Raw genomic sequence first — 21,018 nt, forward strand, 5'->3', positions numbered from 1 at the left:
TATGAAAAAATTTCTCAAAAAACTATCCTGCGCTTTATTAGCCGCAGCCATGGTATGCGCCATGACTCCTCTCGCCGCCAGTGCAGCGATCAATTATTCCAAAACCCGGATCGTTTATATGCCCACATCCGGAAAGGACCTGGGATACGATGAGATCTCGATCAGTAATATTCCTGCTAAACAGAACATTCTCAAATCCAATGTTAAAGTAGTCAGCGGAGGATCTGTGATCGCACTGGATTACTTCGGTTCCAGCAGATTCAAAAGTACCACGGAGGCTTTCCGCAAGGGTGCAAAACCGTACACTCACTCCGATCATTTCTACAATATCGGTTTTGCCGTTAAAAAGCCCGGAACCGGAAAGATTTCCTTCAAGGTCGGAAACAAAACCTATACTTCCACCATCAAGGTGCTTCGTTATGTCAACCCGTTGAAATCCGTCTCCATCACAGGTGTAAAAGGCAATCTTGCCGGAAAATTCAAAAGCTCCGGCCATAACGCCTTTCGTTACGCCAACAAGACACAGAAGAATGCTGTCATGAAATGCACCGCTGCAAATGGCTGGAAGATCACAGGCGTTTCTTTCAACAACAACCGGACCCATACACAGTATAGTACCAATTACAACGCCCCTAACAGCGGGGCTTCTTCTTCCACGCTCCATATCGGAAATCTTTCCGCGAAGCAGTCCGCCTATATCAGCTTCACCCTTCGCAACACCAAAAACGGGGCGGTACAGTACTGTACACTTAATATGAACTGATTTATTTCGGTCTGTACCTTGACAAATCCGGTTTCAGAGTCTATAATTAAATTCCGCGCAGCCGGGGAGATAGCGGTGCCCTGTACCTGCAATCCGCTACAGCAGGGGTGATGCCAATCTGAGGCTTGTATCTTGCAGAGCAGCCCTTTATAAGTGGCGTTGACGTCTGGGTCTTACGCAACAGGAATCTGTGAACCGTGTCAGGGCAGGAATGCAGCAGCACTAAGCAGAAGCTCTTGTGTGCCGTGAGGGTGCCTGGGCTGAGTTAACTGTAAAGGTAACGTCTGTGAGACCATTCCGAGGTGCGGCGCGCGTAAAAAAGGTTATAATATATGATCTCTATATAAACAGCATTCCCGCCGGGTCCGTCATTTATGACTGATCCGGCGGGATTTTTTGTGCTATTATTTTATTTACAATATCCGGCAACTACCTGATTAATCAGCTTGCCGTCTGCCTTTCCCTTCAGATCTCCCATAACTGCCTTCATGATCTGGCCTTTATTTCCTGTTGCCAGAACATCTGCAAATTTCTCCTCGATATAAGCCTTGATCTCTGCTTCATCCATCTGCTTCGGAGCATATTTCGCAATGATATCATATCTTGCCTGATACTCCTCTTTCAGATCTGTACGTTCTGCAGGGCAGGTGTCGATCTGCTCTTTTGCTGTTTTCAGCTCTTTCAGGATAACTTTGTCTACAAGCTCTCCTTTGATGTCATCACGGCATCCCTCATCAATGGCAGCTTTTTTTACTGCTGCGATCAGTGCGGAAACTGCTTCCTTTGTTACCTTATCTTTGGCCTTCATTGCTGCTACCATGTCTTTTCTTAAAGCTTCAAGTTCCATTTTTTGTTCCTCCATTTTCTGTCGTTCCTGTATCAACGACTTTCGCTTGGTCTGAATGGATTTTCTGTCTGTAATAGTGAAATCCATTTATGATTTTATTTTGATATTTTCACAGGATTCTGTCAAGAGTAAATCTCCCGGGACTTTTCTTTCTATTCCGCTCTCTCTGACTGTGTCTGCCCGGCAAGGCGCTCTGCTTCCTGCTTCTTCAGGATTTTTGCCTGCTTCTTTTTCTCCCGCAGTTCCCTGAAAAATGTGGAAAGCATTTCGGAGCATTCCTCTTCCAATACCCCTTCTGTGATCTTTACCTGATGATTAAAGCCTTCGATCTGAAGAAGATTCATCACAGATCCGGCACAGCCTGCTTTCGGGTTCATACAGCCGATCACCACCTCATCGATCCTGGACTGTACCAGTGCACCGGAACACATCTGACAAGGCTCCAGCGTTACATACATGGTGCATCCCTCCAGACGCCAGTCTCCCAGCTTTTTACTAGCCTTTCGGATAGCATTAAGCTCTGCATGAGATAAGGTATTTTTATCTGTATTGCGACGATTGTAGCCTCTGGCTATGATCTTTCCCTCATGCACGATCACGCAGCCGATCGGCACTTCCTCCAATGCACGGGCCTTTTTTGCCTGGCGGATCGCCTCTTTCATAAAACGTTCCTGATCTGTCACGTTTTTACTCCTCCTGTAACTTCACATTCCGGAAAAAGCTCCGGGATTCTATCTGTTCATACTAAGACTGCTCTCAGCCTTCTGTCCGTTCGATTATAACTTTTCAAATATTCCATGTCAATCTGCTGCAAAACAGATATTCGCACACAGCCAAAAACGCCACAGAAATTTCCACACTAATTTCTGCAGCGTTTTTTTTATTGTATAACAGAAAAACGCAGACAACGGAAGCTCTCGCGAACTCCATTGTCTGCGTCAATGAATGCATTATATCTGCTTTTTTCCGGAAAGTCAAGCAGCCAGATTATTTGTGAAGTGACTCACCATTGGTAGCGATCACATCTTTATACCAATAGAAGGATTTTTTCTTATAACGGTTCAGTGTACCTGTTCCATCGTCGTTGCGGTCCACGTAGATGTAGCCGTAGCGTTTTTTCAGCTCTGCTGTAGATGCACTGACAAGGTCAATGCAGCCCCAGGAGGTGTAGCCCATAAATTATATGTTTTTTTTCTTCCATGAGCAAGTCCCCATCTCTGCTTACTGCTTTTCGCAACTCCGCAGGAAACTTACTTGATTCAGTCAAAAAGGCTTGCAGCTTTTCTCGGGGGAGAGTATGCTTGTAGTATCATAAATAAGAGAAACAAGGGGATTTTCCTATGAAAATATGTGGATTTAACAAAACAACCCTGCTGGATTATCCGGGAAGGGTAGCCTGTACCATATTCTTAGGCGGCTGCAACTTCCGCTGCCCATTCTGCCAGAATGGAACTCTTGTCGTGGAGCCTGACACCCAGCCTGAATATTCCCAGGAGGAAATCCTGGCTTTTCTAAAAAAAAGAAAGGGGATTCTCGATGGCGTCTGTATTTCCGGCGGTGAACCCACACTTGCACCGGAGCTGCCGGAATTTCTCAGCAGGATCAGGGAGCTGGGCTATGATGTGAAGCTCGATACCAACGGTTCCCGCCCCTCCGTGGTAAAAAATCTCGCAGCAGCTGACCTGATCAACAAGGTTGCCATGGATATCAAGGCCTGTCCTTCCAACTATCCTGTGCTTACCGGTGTACATGCTGATCTGGATGGGATCCGGGAAACTGCCGGATGGCTGCTGGACGGACACCTTGATTATGAATTTCGTACAACAGTTGTGAGGGAACTTCATTCCGAAAAAGATTTTCAGGAGATCAGCCGGTGGTTAAGCGGTGCAAAAGCTTATTATCTCCAGGCTTACCGGGATTCCGACGGAGTTCTGATACCGGGATTCTCTGCCTGCTCCGAGGAAGAAATGAAAAACTACCGGGATATCCTGTCTCAGACGATCCCGGTAGTAGAAATTCGTGGTATGGAGCTGTGATCTGCGGATTTGCAAAACTGTTTGCTTATCTGCATGGATGCCGAAATTTTTCTGATCAGATGTTAATAAAACAGTACCAGTATCCTCCCTTTCCGCCTGGGATATGAATATCCGGACATTCCTTAAAGTAGGGAAAGCCAAACATATTGGCCATAAACCGTTCCTGCTGGCTGTATCCACCGGGTACTCCCAGTATGTACTGTCCCCGGGGATTTCTGCACAGCAGAAGATGGCCGAAATTCTGATATCCGTACATGACAAAACGGTTGCTGCAGAAGCAGCCGTTTTTTCTGCATAAGGCACTGCAGTCCGATGGTCTGATCTTGCGGCAGTCTGTGAAATAGCCGTCGTTAAAGGGATCATCACAGGGTATTCCCGGAAGTGGACGAGATGGCTCCGGTCGCGATGGTTTCGGCGGATGCGGTGACGGCTGGCCTGGCCGTGGTAGTTCCGGCGGATGCGGTGACGGCTGGCCTGGTCGTGGTGGTTCCGGCGGATGCGGTGGCTCCGGCGGATGCGGACTGGGAGCCTGATATGAATTTCCGGTTTCCGATGTCTTTAATACATCCTCCTGAATCTCCTCCACCGTCATGATCCTGTCTGACTCCTTCTGATTTTCCTGCACTTCTGGCAAGGTTCCATCTTTTTGATTTTCTTCTTCCTTTTCTTCCCGCTCTCTGCCTGTTTTCTCCGCCGCCTTCTGATATTCCGTTCCTGTTTTCTCCGTTTCCTTCCGAAATTCCGTTTCTTTTTTCTTCCACTCGCGGAAATTCTCCGGCCGGATCGGCTGATCATCCCATTCCGTTCCCCAGAATCCGCCGGCATCGGAGATCAGAAGCAATCCTCCAAGCTCCTGAAGACTTTTTCCCATGCCTCCAATATCCCCTGTATCCGTCTCCAGTGCGCACTCGATCCGTTCCCGCCCGGTAACACAGTTTCCGATCAAAATACCATCCATCAGCCCTTCCTGCCGCACAAACCCATACACTCTGCACCGACTTCCAGGCTCCAGTCCAACGCAGCGCAGATGAACCTCCACACGGCATTTCCTATCTCTGGCCTCCACCCTCACATAACCGCTGCTGCTATCTTTTTTTCCTTTCCGATACTCGTACACATACGCAACAAAACGCTGATATCCAGCCAACGCACGTCCCTCCGGTATTTCGGTTTCGTTAATATATATGAAGATCGAGAGAAATCATTCCATCAACTGAAAAAAGCTCCAGGATGTACAAACATAAAAAAGAACCCCTCAACCAAGGGATTCTCAAGCTGTTAGTCGAAGCGACAGGATTTGAACCTGCGACCTCTGCGTCCCGAACGCAGCGCTCTACCAAACTGAGCCACGCTTCGTTATTCTGTTTCAGTTGTTTGTGTGTTGCTCAACTGCAAGAGCTATTATATTAGAGTTTCTGTACTTTGTCAATAGAAAAAATTAAAATTTTTCAAAAAAATCGAATTTTTTCTTTTTTCCTGCTTCGGGCATGCATTTTCGCAGACCCGAAGCAGTTTTGGGAAAGGTTCTTTATAACATATCAAATATATTCAGGTGAAATATATGCTTATTTCACTGTAACTGTTACTTTTTTTGTGATTCCGTTGCTGCTTACATAGATAACAGCTTTTCCTTTTTTCACACCTTTAACAACACCTTTGCTGCTTACAGTAGCAACTTTTGTATTGCTGCTTTTGTAGGTGATCTTTGCCTTTGAAGTAGCAGCTGCCTTGATGGCTGTTGTTTTCTTTGCTTTTACACTTACAGCTGTTTTGGATGTGATCTTCAGGCTGCCTTTTTTTACTGTGATCCTGCAGGTTGCTTTGTAGCTTCCGCATTTTACTGTAATTGTAGCTGTTCCTGCTTTTTTTGCTGTTACTTTTCCGCCTGCGCTTACCACTGCAACGGATTTATTACTGCTTGTATAAGTAACTTTTCCGCTAACGCCTGTTTTTTCCACTTTGATCTGGCTTGTTCCACCCACAAATACAGTTTTCGCTGAAGCCGAAGCTTTTACAGTCGGCTTCTTGACTGTGATCTTGCAGGTTGCTTTATAATTTCCGCATTTCGCTGTGATCACAGCTGTACCTGCCGCCTTTGCAGTTACCTTTCCATTTGCGGCTACAGCTACAACAGATGGTTTACTGCTTGTATAGGTTACTTTTCCGGTAACACCTGCGGTCGTTGCTTTCAGCGTCACTGTAGCTGGAGATCCTTTTACATAAAGCGTCTTCGCTGATGCATTCAGTTTTACAGATGGCGTTTTTACAGTAAGCTTGTACTGTGCAGTTTTTCCTGCTGCAGATGTTGCTGTGATCACGGCTGTTCCTGCTGCTTTCGCAGTTACTTTTCCGTTCTCGTCCACAGATGCAACCGTTTCATTATCGGAAGCGTATGTTACATCCTTGCAATTCTCGCCTGCTGCTTCAAGCTGTCTGGAGCTTCCGATATAAAGAACTCCTGAATTTTCTTTAAAAGCAATCGTTCCATACACCAGCTGAACAGAAACATCTGCATGACCATCACTGGAAACTCTTACTGTATAGGTTTCATTTTCCGGTCTCGCTACAGTGGAATCCAGAGCAACCACTCCATCTGTAGTTACTGCATCCTGTACAAGATATGTTGTCTCTGAAGCATGTCCGACACCTGTTGTATAGAAAACAGATACCTTCGGATTTTTGTATTTATCAAGATTTGCAAGCTTAACATGGGTGCTGTCCGTAAATTCCGGAGAAACAGCCATCTCTTCTGTTGCCTGCGGTTTAACATAAATACCATCTGCAAATTCATATACATACGCGCCGTCTGCCATAATGTACGTGATCTTGTTTACGGTTTTTCCCTCAAGACCTGTATCTTTTGCAAAGGCAACCTTATACACCTTCAGCCACATCTCGTTCATATGACGCATGCCATATTTTCCGCCGTCTGTTGTTTCCAGGATCATTCCCTGAATCCCGGAGTTAACTGCAAAATCGGAATCACTCTTTGTATTGCGGAGATATTTTGTGCTGGTTTCTTTTACATCAATCTCATAATCTCCCCAGCGAGAAGATGTTTTGAGTGTTGCCTCCGCATCTGTCACAGTTGCTTTTACATTAAATTTTGTAGCACTGTATGTTCCATCTGTATTCAGTGTTTTATACTGCCCAGGCTCTACCGTCGGAGTACGTCCCAGGGTGATCCCTGCTGCTTCTGTATATACTCCGCTTTCCGGAAGTTCTCCCGCTTCTGAAAGGATCTGCGCCTCTACATACGTTTTTGCATCTGTAGCTACATTAACCTTTTTTACTCCTGCGATCTCATAGCCATTTTCTGTCAGATTCTGAACATCTGCATTTCCGAAAACAGTACTTTTTCTGGTTGTGGCAGATGTAACGGAATCATACTTGCGGCTCGTTGCATCTCCCGCATAAAATTCCTCGTATGACAGAGATGCCGTACCGTAAAGTGTTCCTGTCAGTGCCTGATGTCCATTTGCCACCTTATAATAAATATCTGTTCCCGGAATCTGTGTATATCCATCCACCGCTCCCTTTACCCAGTAATAGGAAACATTGGAAACCGTGATCGGCTGGCCTGTCAGTGTGATATTTTTTGTCATATCCACATAATTGTCGCTTGAGATCATAACCGTGTAGATCTCATCCCCGGCCCTGGCTACACTGCTTTCAAAGGTTACCACCCCATTCTCTGCCACTGCATGATCTACAACATACGTTGTCTTTTTACCATGGCCACTTCCTGTTGTGTAGTATACGGAAACCTTAGGGTTTTCATATTTGTCAAGATCATCAACTTTAACCTGGGTTGTATTTTCTTTTACAAAAGCTGCCTGTACCTTCATTCCTGCTTCAGGCTGTTTTTTCACAAGAGGAGCTTTGTCTCCGAACTCATATATATAGGAACCGTCCGGAGTAATATAAGTCACCTTTGAAATTTTTTCCCCGATAAGCCCGGATCCTGCTGAAAACGCAAGTTCGTAGGGCTGTACCCAGATTTCATAGGTATGACGAAGTCCTACCTTCTTACCACTGGCAGTTTCAAGGATCACTCCCAGTGTATTTCCGCCTACAGCAAAATCATCCTGTCTGGAATTGCGGAGATATTTTGTGCCGGCTTCTTTTACCACCAGCATATAATCGCCCCAGATCGACGGTGCCTGGATCTGGGCGGATGCATCTGTGACCGTTGCTTTTACATCGAATTTTGTTGCACTGTATGTTCCGTCTGTATTCAGTGTTTTATACTGTCCTGTTTCCTGTGACGGCGCTTCATTCAATGTAATATCTGCTGCCTCTGTATAGACACCCTCTCTCGGAAGCTTGGAAGCAGCTTTCAGCGCCTGTGCATCTACATAGGTTTCCGCGTCCACTGCAACACTTACATTCTTCACACCTTGGATCTGATATCCGGAAGAGGTCACCTCTGTGCTGTCCTCATTAGCAAAAATCTGATTTTTACTCGTTGTTGCCGAAGTGATAGCGTCATAGCTCTCCTGAGTGGTATCCCCGGCATAAAATTCCGAATAACTTAAGGTTGTCGTTCCGTACAGCTTTCCGTTCAGAGCTGTCTGCCCGTCTGCCACTTTTACATAAACGCCTGTTGTTCCTATCTGTGTATATCCCTCTGCCGGCTGCATGGACCAGAGATATTTCACTCCTGCAACAGTGATCTCAGAAGCATCCTGAAGAACCTCGCCTGCTTCTGCCATAAATGCTTCTCCATCACCGAATGCCTCTTCTGTATCCTCCTGGATCTGCGGTTCCTCTTCCTGTTGAATCTCTTCTGCTGAAATTTCTGCTACTTCTTCCTGAATAGCTTCTGCATCACTTTCTTCCGGCTCTTCCGACTGAATATCAGCTTCACCAACTTCCGGCTGGCCCTGGGAAACAGACTCCTGATCCTCGTTCTCTCCTTCTTCCTGTGCTGTCTCTCCTTGTGTTTCTTCTGACACGTCACTAAAAACTTCCGCCTCAGACGCCATTGCCGTTACCGGCACTCCTGACGCGATCACCGCTGAACTCAGAACGAGTGCAGCTGACTTCTTAAAAAGCTTCCACTTATGCATACCTGTCCTCCTCTTTGTCTTTTATATTACACGACTTTATACCAGATCATGACCTTACAGCTGCTCTGGTTAATTGAAATTTCTTCTGCAGGATATTCAACATATGTCAGTTTCTGCAGAAGTGCTCTGTCAAGCACGCTTTAGTTTGTCTAAGCTAACATATCGTCATTTTATCAATGCTTAAATTATTTGTCTATACATATCTGGCAAAAAAGCCTCGCGGTTATTGTTGTTTTTTTCTCAACTAAAAATTGTTTTCAAAATATTTATATTATTATCTAATATTTCAAACAAAAAAAGTATATATTCCAAGACATCATTTCAGGAAATGCAACAGACATTGCCATTTCCTCCGGCATTCTCAGATTATATACTTTTTTATATTTCTATATTTTTGCTTTCTTTTATGCCCAGCGGCTCTTCTGTTCTTCACAGATACTGTTCCACTGGCAGTTTCCACAGATTTCCTTACGTTTATCTGCCGCAAGGATTTTTTCCTGGACTTTTTTTGTAAATTCGCTGAAGTGCAATGTCTGTCCGGCCTTCAGTCCACATTTTTCCAGCACGGCATTGTCATACTCTGCCACTTTATCTCCGGTTTCACAATGTCCGCCCAGATTATTCGGACAGGCAGAGCAGATCTCATCCGTATCCACATGAAGCCTTATTTTCTTTCCCTCCAGAAAAATCTTCAGCATCTCGGCCATATGTGCAGTAAAACCGTTACTGTAGCCTTCCCCCTTAAAATACGCCAGGCACATACCATGATGAGGGCGCAGAGGAATGACTATTTCCTCTGTGCCCTCATCAGAAGCATATGCCGCAGCACTGCTTTTATCTTGCATATTTACGTACCTTTCCTGATAAAACATAAGCCAGTGCGATCTTGATAAGATCCGGAATGATAAACGGGAACACACACCAGCCAAGAACTGCCATAAGACCTACCGGACCTGTGCTTCTTGTGTAAGCAAACATAAACCATGCGGTTCCAAAGGCATAGCATACGATCAGTCCAACGACCATGGAAATGATCTGAACAACCGGCTTTCTGCCAAAAACGTGCTCAATTGCCCACATAACAAGTGCGGAAAAGATAAATCCAATGATATATCCACCTGCATTTCCGAGAAGAGCTCCAATGCCTCCGGAAAATCCTGCAAAAACCGGAACTCCTACTGCTCCAAGAAGAACATAAACCAGAACTGCCAGAGTTCCTCTTTTTCCTCCAAGCACACCAACTGCCATAAATACTCCGAATGTCTGCAGAGTAAACGGTACCTGTGCCGGAATGGAAATCCATGAGCAAACTGCCATCACTACTGCAAAAACTGCAATGTAAACAAGATCATACGTCTTGCTTCTGCCTGCTGCCACTGTTGTCATAATAATCTGTATCCTCTCTTTCCTTTTCTGCTTTTCCTGTCGGAAGATCATTCCTGTCCTTTATAAATGATATCCGCTCTTTCGCTGTTAACAATTTAACACAGCAGGATTTTAATGTCAACTTAATTTTATTTTTTAAGTTTACATTTTGCAATGCCGTTTACAACTATGTAAACCTGCCATTTACAAATGATATTGTCAATTTTCACTTTCAAATTCCCCTCTCTGATGCTATACTGAAACCAATGAGTTTTCAGCAAAAAGGGGGATTTTTCCACATGGATATACACGATATTCATAACATCAGCACCAACTGCACACGGACTGAATTTGTAGGGACCGCAGTCCTTGACACAATCGGACTCGTGATCTCCGGAGTTGATGATTCTCTGCTTAAAAAGATGAACGTAGGTACCCAATACCACTGTCTGGGGCTTTTCAGTTCCCGAACAGGCGCTGCCGGTCAGATCACAGCTATTGACGATGCAGTAAAAGCCACAAATACAGAAGTCCTTTCCATTGAACTTCCAAGAGACACCAAGGGCTGGGGCGGTCATGGAAACTATATCGTCCTTGGCGGAAATGATGTATCCGACGTGCGTCACGCCATTTCTCTGGCTCTGGAACTGACTAACAAATATGCAGGTGAGGTCTACATCAGCGAATCCGGCCACTTGGAGTTTGCTTTTTCCGCAAGTGCAGGTCCTGCTATCCATAAAGCCTTCGGCACACCTCTGGGTGAAGCATTTGGTTTCATGGCAGGTTCTCCGGCTGCTATCGGTCTTGTGATGGCAGATAATGCCGTGAAATCCGCAGCAGTATCCATTACACAATATATGACTCCGAATATCGGTACCAGTCATTCCAATGAAGTGATCATCGCCATCTCCGGTGATGCCAGTGCTGTAAAAGCTGCTGTACTGGAAGGCCGTCAGACAGGCCTTGAGCTTCTCATCGGTATGGGAACCTATCCGGAGATCCCGGGTACGCCGTATCTGTAAAATCTCCGGATTGCAGGAAATTTGTGAATTTCCACACACTACACTTCACGAAACACATATCTGCGTCATGCATACAAAAGCAGCGCTGCAGGGATCAGCATACGATCCTGCAGCGCTGTGTTTCTCTTAAATATTCTCCTATGGATTTTTCCGGATCAGCCCACCTGATATACATCTGCAGACTGAAGTCCGAAGCTTAATGCCTCAGAATGACTTCCACAATAGATATCCACATGTCCGTAAGGAGTTCCCAGATCCTCTACCGTATAAACAGTACCGTTGATCAGAAGCTTGGTCCCAAACGGAACACCTGCCATAGCAACGGTACGTCCTGCTGTCGGAACTGTTCCGCTGGCGGTAAGATTGCCGGCTGTACCGCAGCACTGTGCACAGTTGCAGTATGCGGTCAGTGTAAAGTTTCCAAGATATGTTCCCTGACTGGAAGAACCGGAATCGGACGTATCCGCAGAGGCATCTTCCGTCTCCTCGGAAGCTGTCTCATCATTGGAAACCTCCTCAGAAACCTCCTCCTGGGAGCTGTCCTCGGAAACATCTTCGGAACTTCCGGACTGTACATCATCCGCTTCCTCTTCCTCCTCTACAACAATGTCTGTACTTGTAGAACTGCTGGAAGACTCGGTTGTATCCTCCTCCGGATCATAGCCGTAATCATCGTCAGAATCAGCCTCTTCACTGTCCTCGTTATCCTGATCGGCTTCTTCCTGGGCTGCCGCTTCTGCTGCCTGTCTCTCAGCCTCTGCTGCCGCTTCAGCCTTAGCTTTCTCTTCTGCAGCCTTCTCCGCCTCTGCCTGCTGTACCAGAGCGGTAATACTGCTGTCTGCATTACTGATATCTGCCATCAGCTGCTGAGCCTCTTCCTGGCTGGCGCTGATCTGGTTTACATAAGAGTTAATATCATCGCTTGTGCTGGAAGCCATGGACTGCACTTCCTGCTGTTTGGCTGCACGCTCCGTCATCAGATCATCGATCTCTGCGGACTCCGTCTCAACCTTTTTCTCATTCTCCTGGATATTCTTCTGAAGACTCACATATTTATCCAGCATGTCTCTGTCGTATGTAGAAATCTGGATCGCATTCTCCGCGCGATTGAGGAATTCTGCAAGGCTTTCGGAAGAAAGCAGTGTCTCCAGTGCGGAAGTTCCGGCATTTTCATACATATATGCGATTCGAAGCTTCATGGACTCATACTGATCTGCAGAAGCTTTCTTTGCTTTTTTCAATTCTTTTTTTACTTTATTTAATTCATCTTCCTTCTCAGCAGCCTGGATACTAAGCTCAGAAATGCTGTTGGTAAGATCCTCATACTGTGCGTTTAAATCAGCCAGATAGCTCTCCAGCTCCTGCTTCTTGCTCTCCAGTGTGCCGATGCTGCTCTGTACCTGCGCAAGACCCTCCTCAGCGGCCTGTTTCTCCGCCTGTGCCTCTGCAATCGCGGCGTCTGTACCTGATGCATATACGGTGCTTCCCATGGAAAGGGTCAGCATACCTGTAAGCAGTAATGTGAAAACTTTTCTATTCTTCATATAAACACCTTTCGTCCTTTCATGGGTTCTAGTATAACACATTTTTCATAGAAAGCAATAATTTTATTTTATTTTTGTAACAAATACGTAATAATTTAATTTTTTATGAACTGAAAAGCGTTTTTTTTGTTTTCCGGAGCACAAAAAAACTGCCCTCTCACAGATTTATCTGTAAAACGGCAGTTTTTATTCTATGCTGTTTCAATCCAAAGATCATCAGCTACGAGAATACTTCCCTGATGTAATCCCCCCCCTGAAACTGCTTCTCTTACTCCGCAGCCTCCATAAGAACCTCATTCTCAGCTTCCTCAGCCATTACTTCCTGATACTTGTCCAGGATGATCGTCTGGATCTGCTCTCTTGTTGCTGAATTGATCGGATGTGCGATGTCACGATATTCACCGTCGCTTGCCTTACGGCTTGGCATTGCGATGAACAGCCCCTTCTCGCCTTCGATCACCTTGATGTCATGTACCACAAACTCATCATCTATTGTGACAGACACAACGGCCTTCATTTTCCCTTCTTTTGCTACCTTCCTCACACGTACATCTGTAATATTCATTGCTACTTGCCCCTTTCATTTCGCTAACCGTATCTGCGGAAAACTGATCTTCCGCATTTATAATACGTAGCGTTCGTTTTTCTCTACGACGATCTTCACTTCTCCTTCTTCGCCGCAGTAATATGAATTCGCCCGGATGGTATCCCGGCTCTCAACAATGCAATTCTCAATATGCGTATTATCTCCAAGATATACGTCATTAAGGATCACAGAGTTTTTGATCACACAGTTATTTCCTACAAATACATCACGGAACAGAACAGAATTCTCCACGGTTCCGTTGATGATACATCCGCTGGACACCAGACTGTTCTTCACAGTTGCACCCGGATTGTACTTAGCAGGAGGTACATCCGCGATCTTGGTTTTGATCGCCGGCTCCTGTTTGAAGAAATAGTTCCGGATCTCCGGTTTCAGGAAATCCATATTTGTCTGATAATAAGCCTCTGCAGTAGAGATATTATTCCAGTAGTTATCGATCTTATATCCGTAAATCCTCTTCAGATTTTTGTAACGGATAAGAATATCATTTACAAAATCATGCCTTCCTTCCTGGGCAGCACGCTCGATCAGTTCGATCAGCTGCCTTCTTCGGATGACATAGATACCAGTAGATACCGTATTATAGGAGGAAACGATCGGTTTCTCCTCAAATTCCTCGATCCGACAGTCCTCATTCATGCGAAGAACACCAAATCTCTCAACCTGGCTCTGATCCTTGCATGTAGTACATACAACGGTAACATCTGCTCGCTTTGCGATATGATACTCCAGGACTTTATTGTAATCCAGCTTGTAGATTCCATCGCCGGAAGCGATCACCGCATAGGGTTCATGACTGTTCTTTAAAAAGCTCAGGTTTTGATAGATCGCATCTGCAGTACCCTGATACCATAAGCTGTTATCTCTGGTAATGGTTGGAGTAAAGACATAAAGTCCTCCCTGTTTTCTTCCGAAATCCCACCATTTGGATGAACTTAAATGCTCATTAAGGGAACGGGCATTATACTGTGTCAGCACAGCAACCTTCTGGATATGTGAATTTGCCATGTTGCTGAGGGCAAAGTCGATCGCGCGGTAACTTCCTGCAATAGGCATTGCCGCGATTGCTCTTTTGTTTGATAATTCTCTCATGCGGTTATTATTACCGCCTGCCAAAATAATACCTATCGCTCTCATTCTTTCCCACCGTCCTTTGCTGCAATTACCTGGCCGGCTGCCAGTTCTCCGTCAGGGTAGTCTTCTTTTGTTGTAACACCGGCGATAGCGGTATTCTTACCGATTTTGACACTGTCCGGAATCACGCTGTTTTCGCCGATAGCCACAAGTCCAAAGGAATATACAGCCGGTTTCAGAACATTCGGTACCTCCTCGCCGCATCCGATCACAACATTATTTCCGATGACAACATCTTCTGCCACGATGGCTTTATCCATAACAACGTTCTCACCAACTGCTGTATTCTTCATGATAATAGAATCACGGATCACACTGCCCTTGCCGATGATAACATTCGGACCGATCACTGAATTATGTACTTCACCATAGATTTCTGTTCCCTCACCGATGATACACTTGTCCACAACTGCATCTGCGGAAATATACTGTGGCGGGATCACATCTCCCTTGGTGTAGATCCTCCAGAATTCCTCATAAAGATTAAACTCCGGAATGATATCGATCAGCTCCATATTTGCTTCCCAGTAAGAACCAAGAGTTCCTACATCTTTCCAGTAGCCGTTGTACTCATAAGCAAAAAGGCGCTGCCCCTTCTCTTTACAGTACGGAAGGATATGTTTACCGAAGTCACAGCCATTCTGATCCTTCAGGGCGATCAGTGCTTCCTTCAGGACCGGCCATGAGAAAATATAGATACCCATGGATGCAAGATTGCTGCTTGGATGCTCCGGCTTCTCCTCAAACTCAGTAATACGGCTGCTCTCATCAGTAACCATAATACCAAAACGGCTGGCTTCCTCAATGGGAACCGGCATACACGCGATCGTAATATCTGCCTTGTTCGCCTTGTGGAAATCCAGCATCACTTCGTAATCCATCTTATAGATATGGTCACCGGAAAGGATCAGTACATAATCCGGGTTATACTGCTCCATATAAGCCAGATTCTGATAGATCGCATTGGCAGTTCCTGTGTACCATTCACTGCTTGTGCTCTTCTCATACGGAGGAAGGACTGTGACACCGCCTTCATTGCGGTCAAGATCCCACGGAATACCGATACCGATATGTGTATTCAGGCGGAGCGGCTGGTACTGTGTCAGCACACCCACCGTGTCAATTCCCGAGTTAATACAATTGCTCAGTGGAAAATCGATGATACGATATTTACCACCAAAAGCGACTGCCGGCTTTGCAACCTTTTCTGTCAAAACTCCTAACCTGCTGCCTTGCCCACCGGCCAAGAGCATGGCAATCATCTCTTTCTTAATCATGCGATCACCTCTTGTATGTTATGATTACTCCATTATAGCATACTTCACTGTATTAGTGAACATTTTTTACAATTATTTTAGCTGTATTTTACTTTTTTTATCGCTATTGTATATTATAAATTGGTAAGACTCATCATTTTTTTCATTTCTCTGGTAATTTTCAACATTTTTCGATGTTATTTTCTGGTTACTTTTATATTCCGGAAAAAACCGCTTTTTTAGCCAAAAGAACCACTTTTCAATTGTTTCTGTTGGCGTTATAATAAAACAGACAAAAGAGCTACGAAAATAACATATATATAAGGAGATTATTATGTATCAGATAGACTTTCATAAACCGCTCCATATTCATTTCATCGGGATCGGAGGCATCAGCATGAGCGGCCTTGCCGAGATCCTTCTGGAAGAAAATTTCCGGATTTCCGGTTCCGATGCCAAATCCAGCCCGCTGACCCACACACTGGAAGAACGTGGCGCTGTGATCTATTACGGACAGCGCGCTTCCAACATCAAGGATGATGTAGATGTGGTTGTCTATACAGCAGCGATCCACCCGGACAACCCGGAATTTGCCTGTGCGAAAGAAAAAGGGCTTCCAATGCTCACCCGTGCAGAGCTTCTGGGACAGATCATGCGGAACTACGATACACCGATCGCAATTTCCGGAACCCACGGAAAAACCACTACTACTTCCATGGTTTCCCATATCCTTCTTGAGGGTGACTGTGATCCTACCATCAGTGTTGGCGGAATCCTTCCTGCTATCCACGGAAACATCCGCGTTGGAAATTCTGAGACCTTTATCACAGAGGCATGCGAATACACCAACAGCTTTTTAAGCTTCTTCCCTAAGATCAGTGTGATCCTGAACATGGATGCCGATCATCTGGATTTCTTCAAGGACATCGATGACATCCGCCATTCCTTCCGGAAATTTGCAGAGCTTCTCCCTGCTGACGGTACTCTGATCATCAACGCCGACACACCGGAGTATGAGACGATCACCCGGGAGCTTCCATGCAATGTTCTTACCTATGGTCTGGAGCACGATGCCGATTACACCGCAGCAGACATTACCTGGGATAAATACGGACATCCTTCCTTCTCCGTTCTCTTCCGGGGCAAAAAGATCGGCAGCTATTATCTGCGTGTACCGGGTATCCACAACGTATCCAATGCACTGGCCGCCATTGCCGTAGGACGCCTTCTGGACCTTCCGGATGATGTGATCGTCAAAGGTCTCGGAAGCTTTACCGGTACAGACCGGCGTTTCCAGTATAAAGGTGAGATCGGCGGTATCACCATCATTGATGATTACGCTCATCATCCAACCGAGATCGAGGCAACCCTTCATGCTGCAAAGAATTATCCGCATCAGAAGGTATGGTGTGTATTCCAGCCTCATACCTACACACGTACCAAAGCTCTTCTTCCGGAATTTGCAAAAGCGCTGACTCTGGCCGATCATGTTGTACTGGCTGATATTTATGCCGCACGTGAAACAGACAATCTTGGTATTTCTTCCCAGGATCTCCAGAAACAGATCCAGGAACTTGGAACCCCCTGCGAATATTTCCCGACTTTTGATGAGATCGAGAGCTTCCTCTTAAAAAGTTGTGCACATGGTGATTTGTTGATAACTATGGGCGCCGGAGACGTTGTAAATATTGGAGAACACCTTCTCGGAAAATAATTATCCACATTATCCACATGCTTATGCACATTTCAGACGTGCCTGGCATGTGGATTTTTTTGTGTATAACCTACTTGACATAATTCAACAGCCAAATTCAACAAATACCGCATTTTTCTTACAAAATTAAGGTTTTTGTTAGTTGCTAATAATGTTATCCTCGAAGTTTTCCACACTATCCACATTTTCCACATGGAAATTGGTGCACAACTTCTGTGAAAATAGACTATTCTCAAGTAAAAGCGGTTGTGCTATAATCCTTTTTAGCATGGCGGACTTTGGGATATCACCTGAAATATCTGCTGTATTTTAGAAAGGGAGCTGCTGATCATGAGCCTGATTTCACTTCAGAATTCCTCTGAACTGGAGGTAACGATTCTTTCCAATCGCTTTATTGACAATTTCATGCCTCGTGCCAACGGGGAGTTCGTAAAGGTATATATCTACCTTCTCCGGATGGTATCTGCCGCTCCTTCTTCTTTCAGCCTGGAGCATATGGCAGACAGCCTTTTCTGCACGGAAAGAGATATTTCCCGTGCGCTGAAATACTGGGAAGGTGAGAAACTAATCGCATTAACCTATACTGCAGATCAGAAGCTTTCCGGGATCACTTTGCTGGAACCCTTTGCGGATACCGGTCATAGAGAGAGCAGCGCTTCTGTGGATACTTTCACCGGTTCCGGCAATTCTGCTTCCGTTTCCGGGAACACGGATCCGGGAGTCCCAAGCTCCGCTGATTACATTCTCAGTCTCACTCCTGACCGGATCAGAGAACTTAAGCAAAACGAAGAGATCAGTCAGCTTCTCTATATCACAGAGCAGTATCTGACCAAAACACTGACGCCTACAGAAATGCAGAAGATCCTTTTTTTCTATGATGAACTCCATATGTCTGCGGATCTCATCGAATATCTGGTGGAATACTGTGTTTCCAGAGGCCGCAAGAGTATGCGTTATATTGAAACTGTTGCACTCGCCTGGGCAAAAGACGGCATCACCACCGTCGAGATGGCCCGGGATGCCAGCTCCCGTTTTTCCAAGGATTATTACACGATCCTGAAGGCTATGGGGATCAGCGGCCGCAATCCTGTTGATAACGAGATCACTTACATTGATACCTGGCGCAAGACCTACGGTTTTGATCTGGAGCTGATCCAGGAAGCCTGCAGCCGTACTGTCCTTTCCACCGGACAGCCCAGTTTCCAATATGCAGATAAGATCCTCTCCGGCTGGAAAAAGAAAAACGTACATACGCTGGAGGATATCCGGCTTCTGGATGCCGCACACAAAAAACGCCAGCTTGAGAAATCCGTTTCCAGGAAGAAGCAGCCCCAGACTCAGCCTCAGAATAGCAACCGCTTCAATAATTTCCACCAGCGTGATTATGATTTTGCGGAATATGAGAAACGTCTTTTAAATAATCAGTAACAGAACCTGGAAGGAGCGCTTTATGCCTTTACAGAATTTTCAATATGATACTATAATGAGAGAATACAGCCGCCGGCAGGCACAGAACCACCGTATTCTGGAGGAGCACACAGCCGAAGCCTACGGAAAGATCCCCCGTCTGAAAGAGATCGATGACGAGGTGGCAACTTTAAGTGCTGACAAAGTCCGTCGCCTTTTAAACGGCGAAGAAAAGGGAACTTCGGATCTGAAGGCAGCCATCCAGGAGCTTTCCGATGAACGGATCACCCTTCTTGTTGCAAACGGCTTTCCCGGAGACTATCTTGAGATGCCTTACACCTGCCCTGACTGTCAGGATACCGGCTATATCGGTAGCCGAAAATGCACCTGTTTTAAAAAAGCTGAGATCGAACTGCTTTATGCACAGTCCGATCTGAATGAAATTCTCGAAAAAGAGAATTTTGACAGCTTTTCATTTGACTATTATTCTGCTACAATAAAAAACGAAGCCACGGGACTGTCTGCCCTGGAAACAGCCAGACGGGCCTATGACACTGCACAGCGCTTTGTGCAGAACTTCGACCATAAATTTGAAAACCTGTTTTTATATGGTGATACCGGTGTGGGAAAAACCTTTCTTTCACACTGCATCGCCCGAGAGCTTCTCAGATCCACCCACTGTGTCCTGTACTTTTCCGCCTACGATCTTTTTGATATGATGGCTACGAATTCTTTTTCCCGAAAAGATACCGGCACAGACGAGGAACTGATCTATGACTGTGATCTTCTGATCATTGATGACCTGGGAACGGAGCTTACCAACAGTTTCGTATCTTCACAGCTTTTTCTCTGTCTCAATGAGCGGATCATGCGCAGGAAATCCACGATCATTTCCACGAATCTGACGCTCAAAAATTTCTCGGATACCTATTCCGAGAGAACATTTTCCCGAATTGCCAGCAACTATCAGATGATATCGTTGATCGGGAAAGACATCCGTATACAGAAAATATTTTTAGGAGGAAATTAAAATGGCACAGGTAAATACAAAAGATTTTTCCACACTCCCGGTAGGAAGACTTGGACTGATTCCCCTTCAGAGCTGCAGCTCATTAGGCGCGAAGGTGAATGACTGGCTGGTCAAATGGCGTGCCGAAAGACAGTATCCTGGAATGGACTCCTTTGCATTCGAGGGATACAAGCGCGATTCTTACATTATTGACGCCAAAACTCCACGTTTCGGCTCCGGTGAGGGTAAATGCACCATCAACGAATCTGTCCGCGGTGATGATATCTACGTAATGGTAGATGTGACAAATTACAGCTTATCCTATCCGATCGGACCTTACACGAATCTTATGTCCCCGGATGATCATTTCCAGGATATGAAGCGTGTTATCGCCGCTGTAGGCGGAAAAGCCCGCAGAGTCAACGTGATCATGCCATATCTCTATGAGAGTCGCCAGGACAAACGTGTCGGAAGAGAGTCTCTTGACTGTGCCAATGCACTTCATGAGCTGATCGATATGGGTGTTGAGAATATCATCACCTTTGATGCACATGATTCCCGTGTACAGAATGCGACTCCTCTTCATGGTTTTGAGACTGTACAGCCATCCTACCAGTTCATCAAGGCTCTTCTTAATAATGAAAAGGGACTTCATATCGACAAGGATCATTTCATGACGATCAGCCCGGACGAAGGAAGCATGAACCGTGCGATCTATCTCGCCAATGTCCTCGGTGTTGATATGGGTATGTACTATAAACGTCTGGATTACTCAAGATATGTAAACGGCCGTCATCCGATCGCAGCATATGAATTCCTCGGACCAAAGATCGAGGGCAAGGATATGATCCTGATCGATGATATGATCTCCTCCGGTGATACGATCATTAAGATCGCGTCTCTCCTGAAAGAGAAAGGAGCAGGCAGAGTTTACATCTGCTCTACCTTCGGATTCTTTACCGATGGTCTTGATAAATTTGACGATGCTTACAAGAAGGGCTACTTCGACAAGCTCCTTACTACTAACCTGGTTTATCAGTCACCGGAGCTTCTTGAGAAGCCATACTACATCAGCTGCGATATGAGCAAATATATTGCTCTGATCATTGATACGCTGAACCATGATACCTCTGTCAGCCACCTTCTGAATCCGGTAGACAGAATCAAACGCTGCGTAACAAATTACATGAGCCAGCATGAGAAATAAATAAATCATAACGCACGCAAAGCGGCTGCACCTTC

General features: G+C 45.5%; 17 protein-coding genes, 1 tRNA gene, 1 other RNA gene and 1 pseudogene. 8 read left to right on the forward strand and 12 right to left on the reverse strand.

Annotated features, from left to right (window positions below):
* The first annotated feature begins 1 nt into the window (after position 1).
* Both NE638_RS00065 and ffs read left to right on the forward strand, forming a co-directional pair.
* The gene (locus NE638_RS00065; protein WP_114001485.1) at positions 2 to 763 is read left to right on the forward strand and encodes a hypothetical protein; all 762 of its coding nucleotides are present in this window, start codon (positions 2 to 4) and stop codon (positions 761 to 763) included.
* 53 nt (positions 764 to 816) lie between these two features.
* Positions 817 to 1,078: signal recognition particle sRNA large type (gene ffs / locus NE638_RS00070), an RNA gene on the forward strand.
* Between the two features lie 94 nt (positions 1,079 to 1,172).
* Here ffs and NE638_RS00075 read toward each other — a convergent pair.
* From NE638_RS00075 to NE638_RS00085, 3 genes and pseudogenes are all read right to left on the reverse strand, one after another.
* On the reverse strand, positions 1,173 to 1,610 hold the full coding sequence (locus tag NE638_RS00075; protein WP_022426683.1) for a GatB/YqeY domain-containing protein: 438 nt from the start codon (positions 1,608 to 1,610) through the stop codon (positions 1,173 to 1,175).
* Between the two features lie 152 nt (positions 1,611 to 1,762).
* Positions 1,763 to 2,293, reverse strand: coding sequence for a tRNA adenosine(34) deaminase TadA (tadA, locus tag NE638_RS00080; protein WP_114001486.1), 531 nt, complete (start codon positions 2,291 to 2,293; stop codon positions 1,763 to 1,765).
* A 304-nt stretch (positions 2,294 to 2,597) separates the two neighbouring features.
* A pseudogene (locus NE638_RS00085) lies at positions 2,598 to 2,786 on the reverse strand (family 1 glycosylhydrolase); the annotation flags it as partial.
* A 164-nt stretch (positions 2,787 to 2,950) separates the two neighbouring features.
* On the opposite strand from NE638_RS00085, the gene NE638_RS00090 reads away from it, so the two are divergent.
* Positions 2,951 to 3,646 carry an anaerobic ribonucleoside-triphosphate reductase activating protein gene (locus NE638_RS00090; protein ID WP_110102768.1) on the forward strand — a complete coding sequence of 232 codons (696 nt, stop codon included), beginning with the start codon at positions 2,951 to 2,953 and terminating at the stop codon, positions 3,644 to 3,646.
* A gap of 55 nt (positions 3,647 to 3,701) precedes the next feature.
* Here NE638_RS00090 and NE638_RS00095 read toward each other — a convergent pair whose 3' ends face one another.
* The 5 genes from NE638_RS00095 to NE638_RS00115 all read right to left on the reverse strand — a co-directional run bounded on the left by NE638_RS00095 (position 3,702) and on the right by NE638_RS00115 (position 10,104).
* Positions 3,702 to 4,793 carry a DUF6128 domain-containing protein gene (locus tag NE638_RS00095; protein ID WP_110102767.1) on the reverse strand — a complete coding sequence of 364 codons (1,092 nt, stop codon included), beginning with the start codon at positions 4,791 to 4,793 and terminating at the stop codon, positions 3,702 to 3,704.
* Between the two features lie 135 nt (positions 4,794 to 4,928).
* Positions 4,929 to 5,002, reverse strand: a tRNA-Pro gene (locus NE638_RS00100).
* Positions 5,003 to 5,211: 209 nt separating this feature from the next.
* Complete coding sequence (locus NE638_RS00105) at positions 5,212 to 8,718, reverse strand: Ig-like domain-containing protein (RefSeq protein WP_173745588.1); 3,507 nt, start codon at positions 8,716 to 8,718, stop codon at positions 5,212 to 5,214.
* 404 nt (positions 8,719 to 9,122) lie between these two features.
* Positions 9,123 to 9,563, reverse strand: a complete 441-nt coding sequence (locus tag NE638_RS00110; RefSeq protein WP_173745589.1) for a DUF1284 domain-containing protein — start codon at positions 9,561 to 9,563, stop codon at positions 9,123 to 9,125.
* A complete protein-coding gene (locus NE638_RS00115; protein WP_118607955.1) occupies positions 9,553 to 10,104 on the reverse strand; it encodes a biotin transporter BioY in 552 nt (183 codons plus the stop codon). Before NE638_RS00115 ends, NE638_RS00110 begins: the two co-directional genes overlap by 11 nt.
* Before the next feature lie 278 nt (positions 10,105 to 10,382).
* Here NE638_RS00115 and pduB point away from each other — a divergent pair, with 278 nt between their 5' ends.
* Entirely contained in the window at positions 10,383 to 11,105 is a 723-nt protein-coding gene (pduB, locus tag NE638_RS00120) for a microcompartment protein PduB (protein ID WP_015525654.1), read from the forward strand.
* A gap of 155 nt (positions 11,106 to 11,260) precedes the next feature.
* Here pduB and NE638_RS00125 read toward each other — a convergent pair whose 3' ends face one another.
* The 4 genes from NE638_RS00125 to NE638_RS00140 all read right to left on the reverse strand — a co-directional run bounded on the left by NE638_RS00125 (position 11,261) and on the right by NE638_RS00140 (position 15,667).
* Positions 11,261 to 12,649, reverse strand: coding sequence for a PcsB-like coiled-coil domain-containing protein (locus NE638_RS00125; RefSeq protein WP_021652858.1), 1,389 nt, complete (start codon positions 12,647 to 12,649; stop codon positions 11,261 to 11,263).
* 268 nt (positions 12,650 to 12,917) lie between these two features.
* Positions 12,918 to 13,214: a septation regulator SpoVG gene (gene spoVG / locus NE638_RS00130; protein WP_015525652.1), complete on the reverse strand. Its 297-nt coding sequence runs from the start codon at positions 13,212 to 13,214 to the stop codon at positions 12,918 to 12,920.
* 57 nt (positions 13,215 to 13,271) lie between these two features.
* A complete protein-coding gene (gene glgD / locus NE638_RS00135) occupies positions 13,272 to 14,393 on the reverse strand; it encodes a glucose-1-phosphate adenylyltransferase subunit GlgD (protein WP_021652857.1) in 1,122 nt (373 codons plus the stop codon).
* Positions 14,390 to 15,667 carry a glucose-1-phosphate adenylyltransferase gene (locus tag NE638_RS00140; RefSeq protein WP_015525650.1) on the reverse strand — a complete coding sequence of 426 codons (1,278 nt, stop codon included), beginning with the start codon at positions 15,665 to 15,667 and terminating at the stop codon, positions 14,390 to 14,392. The genes glgD and NE638_RS00140 overlap by 4 nt, the downstream gene beginning before the upstream one ends.
* A 313-nt stretch (positions 15,668 to 15,980) precedes the next feature.
* On the opposite strand from NE638_RS00140, the gene murC reads away from it, so the two are divergent.
* From murC to NE638_RS00160, 4 genes are all read left to right on the forward strand, one after another.
* Entirely contained in the window at positions 15,981 to 17,360 is a 1,380-nt protein-coding gene (murC, locus tag NE638_RS00145) for a UDP-N-acetylmuramate--L-alanine ligase (protein ID WP_173745590.1), read from the forward strand.
* Positions 17,361 to 17,690: 330 nt separating this feature from the next.
* Positions 17,691 to 18,788 carry a DnaD domain protein gene (locus NE638_RS00150; RefSeq protein ID WP_015525648.1) on the forward strand — a complete coding sequence of 366 codons (1,098 nt, stop codon included), beginning with the start codon at positions 17,691 to 17,693 and terminating at the stop codon, positions 18,786 to 18,788.
* Between the two features lie 22 nt (positions 18,789 to 18,810).
* Entirely contained in the window at positions 18,811 to 19,797 is a 987-nt protein-coding gene (locus tag NE638_RS00155) for an ATP-binding protein (RefSeq protein WP_173745591.1), read from the forward strand.
* A 1-nt stretch (position 19,798) separates the two neighbouring features.
* Positions 19,799 to 20,983: a ribose-phosphate pyrophosphokinase gene (locus NE638_RS00160; RefSeq protein ID WP_015525646.1), complete on the forward strand. Its 1,185-nt coding sequence runs from the start codon at positions 19,799 to 19,801 to the stop codon at positions 20,981 to 20,983.
* Positions 20,984 to 21,018: the final 35 nt, after the last annotated feature.

Source organism: Blautia sp. MSK.18.38 (assembly GCF_024460535.1).
Lineage (GTDB): Bacteria > Bacillota > Clostridia > Lachnospirales > Lachnospiraceae > Blautia_A > Blautia_A fusiformis.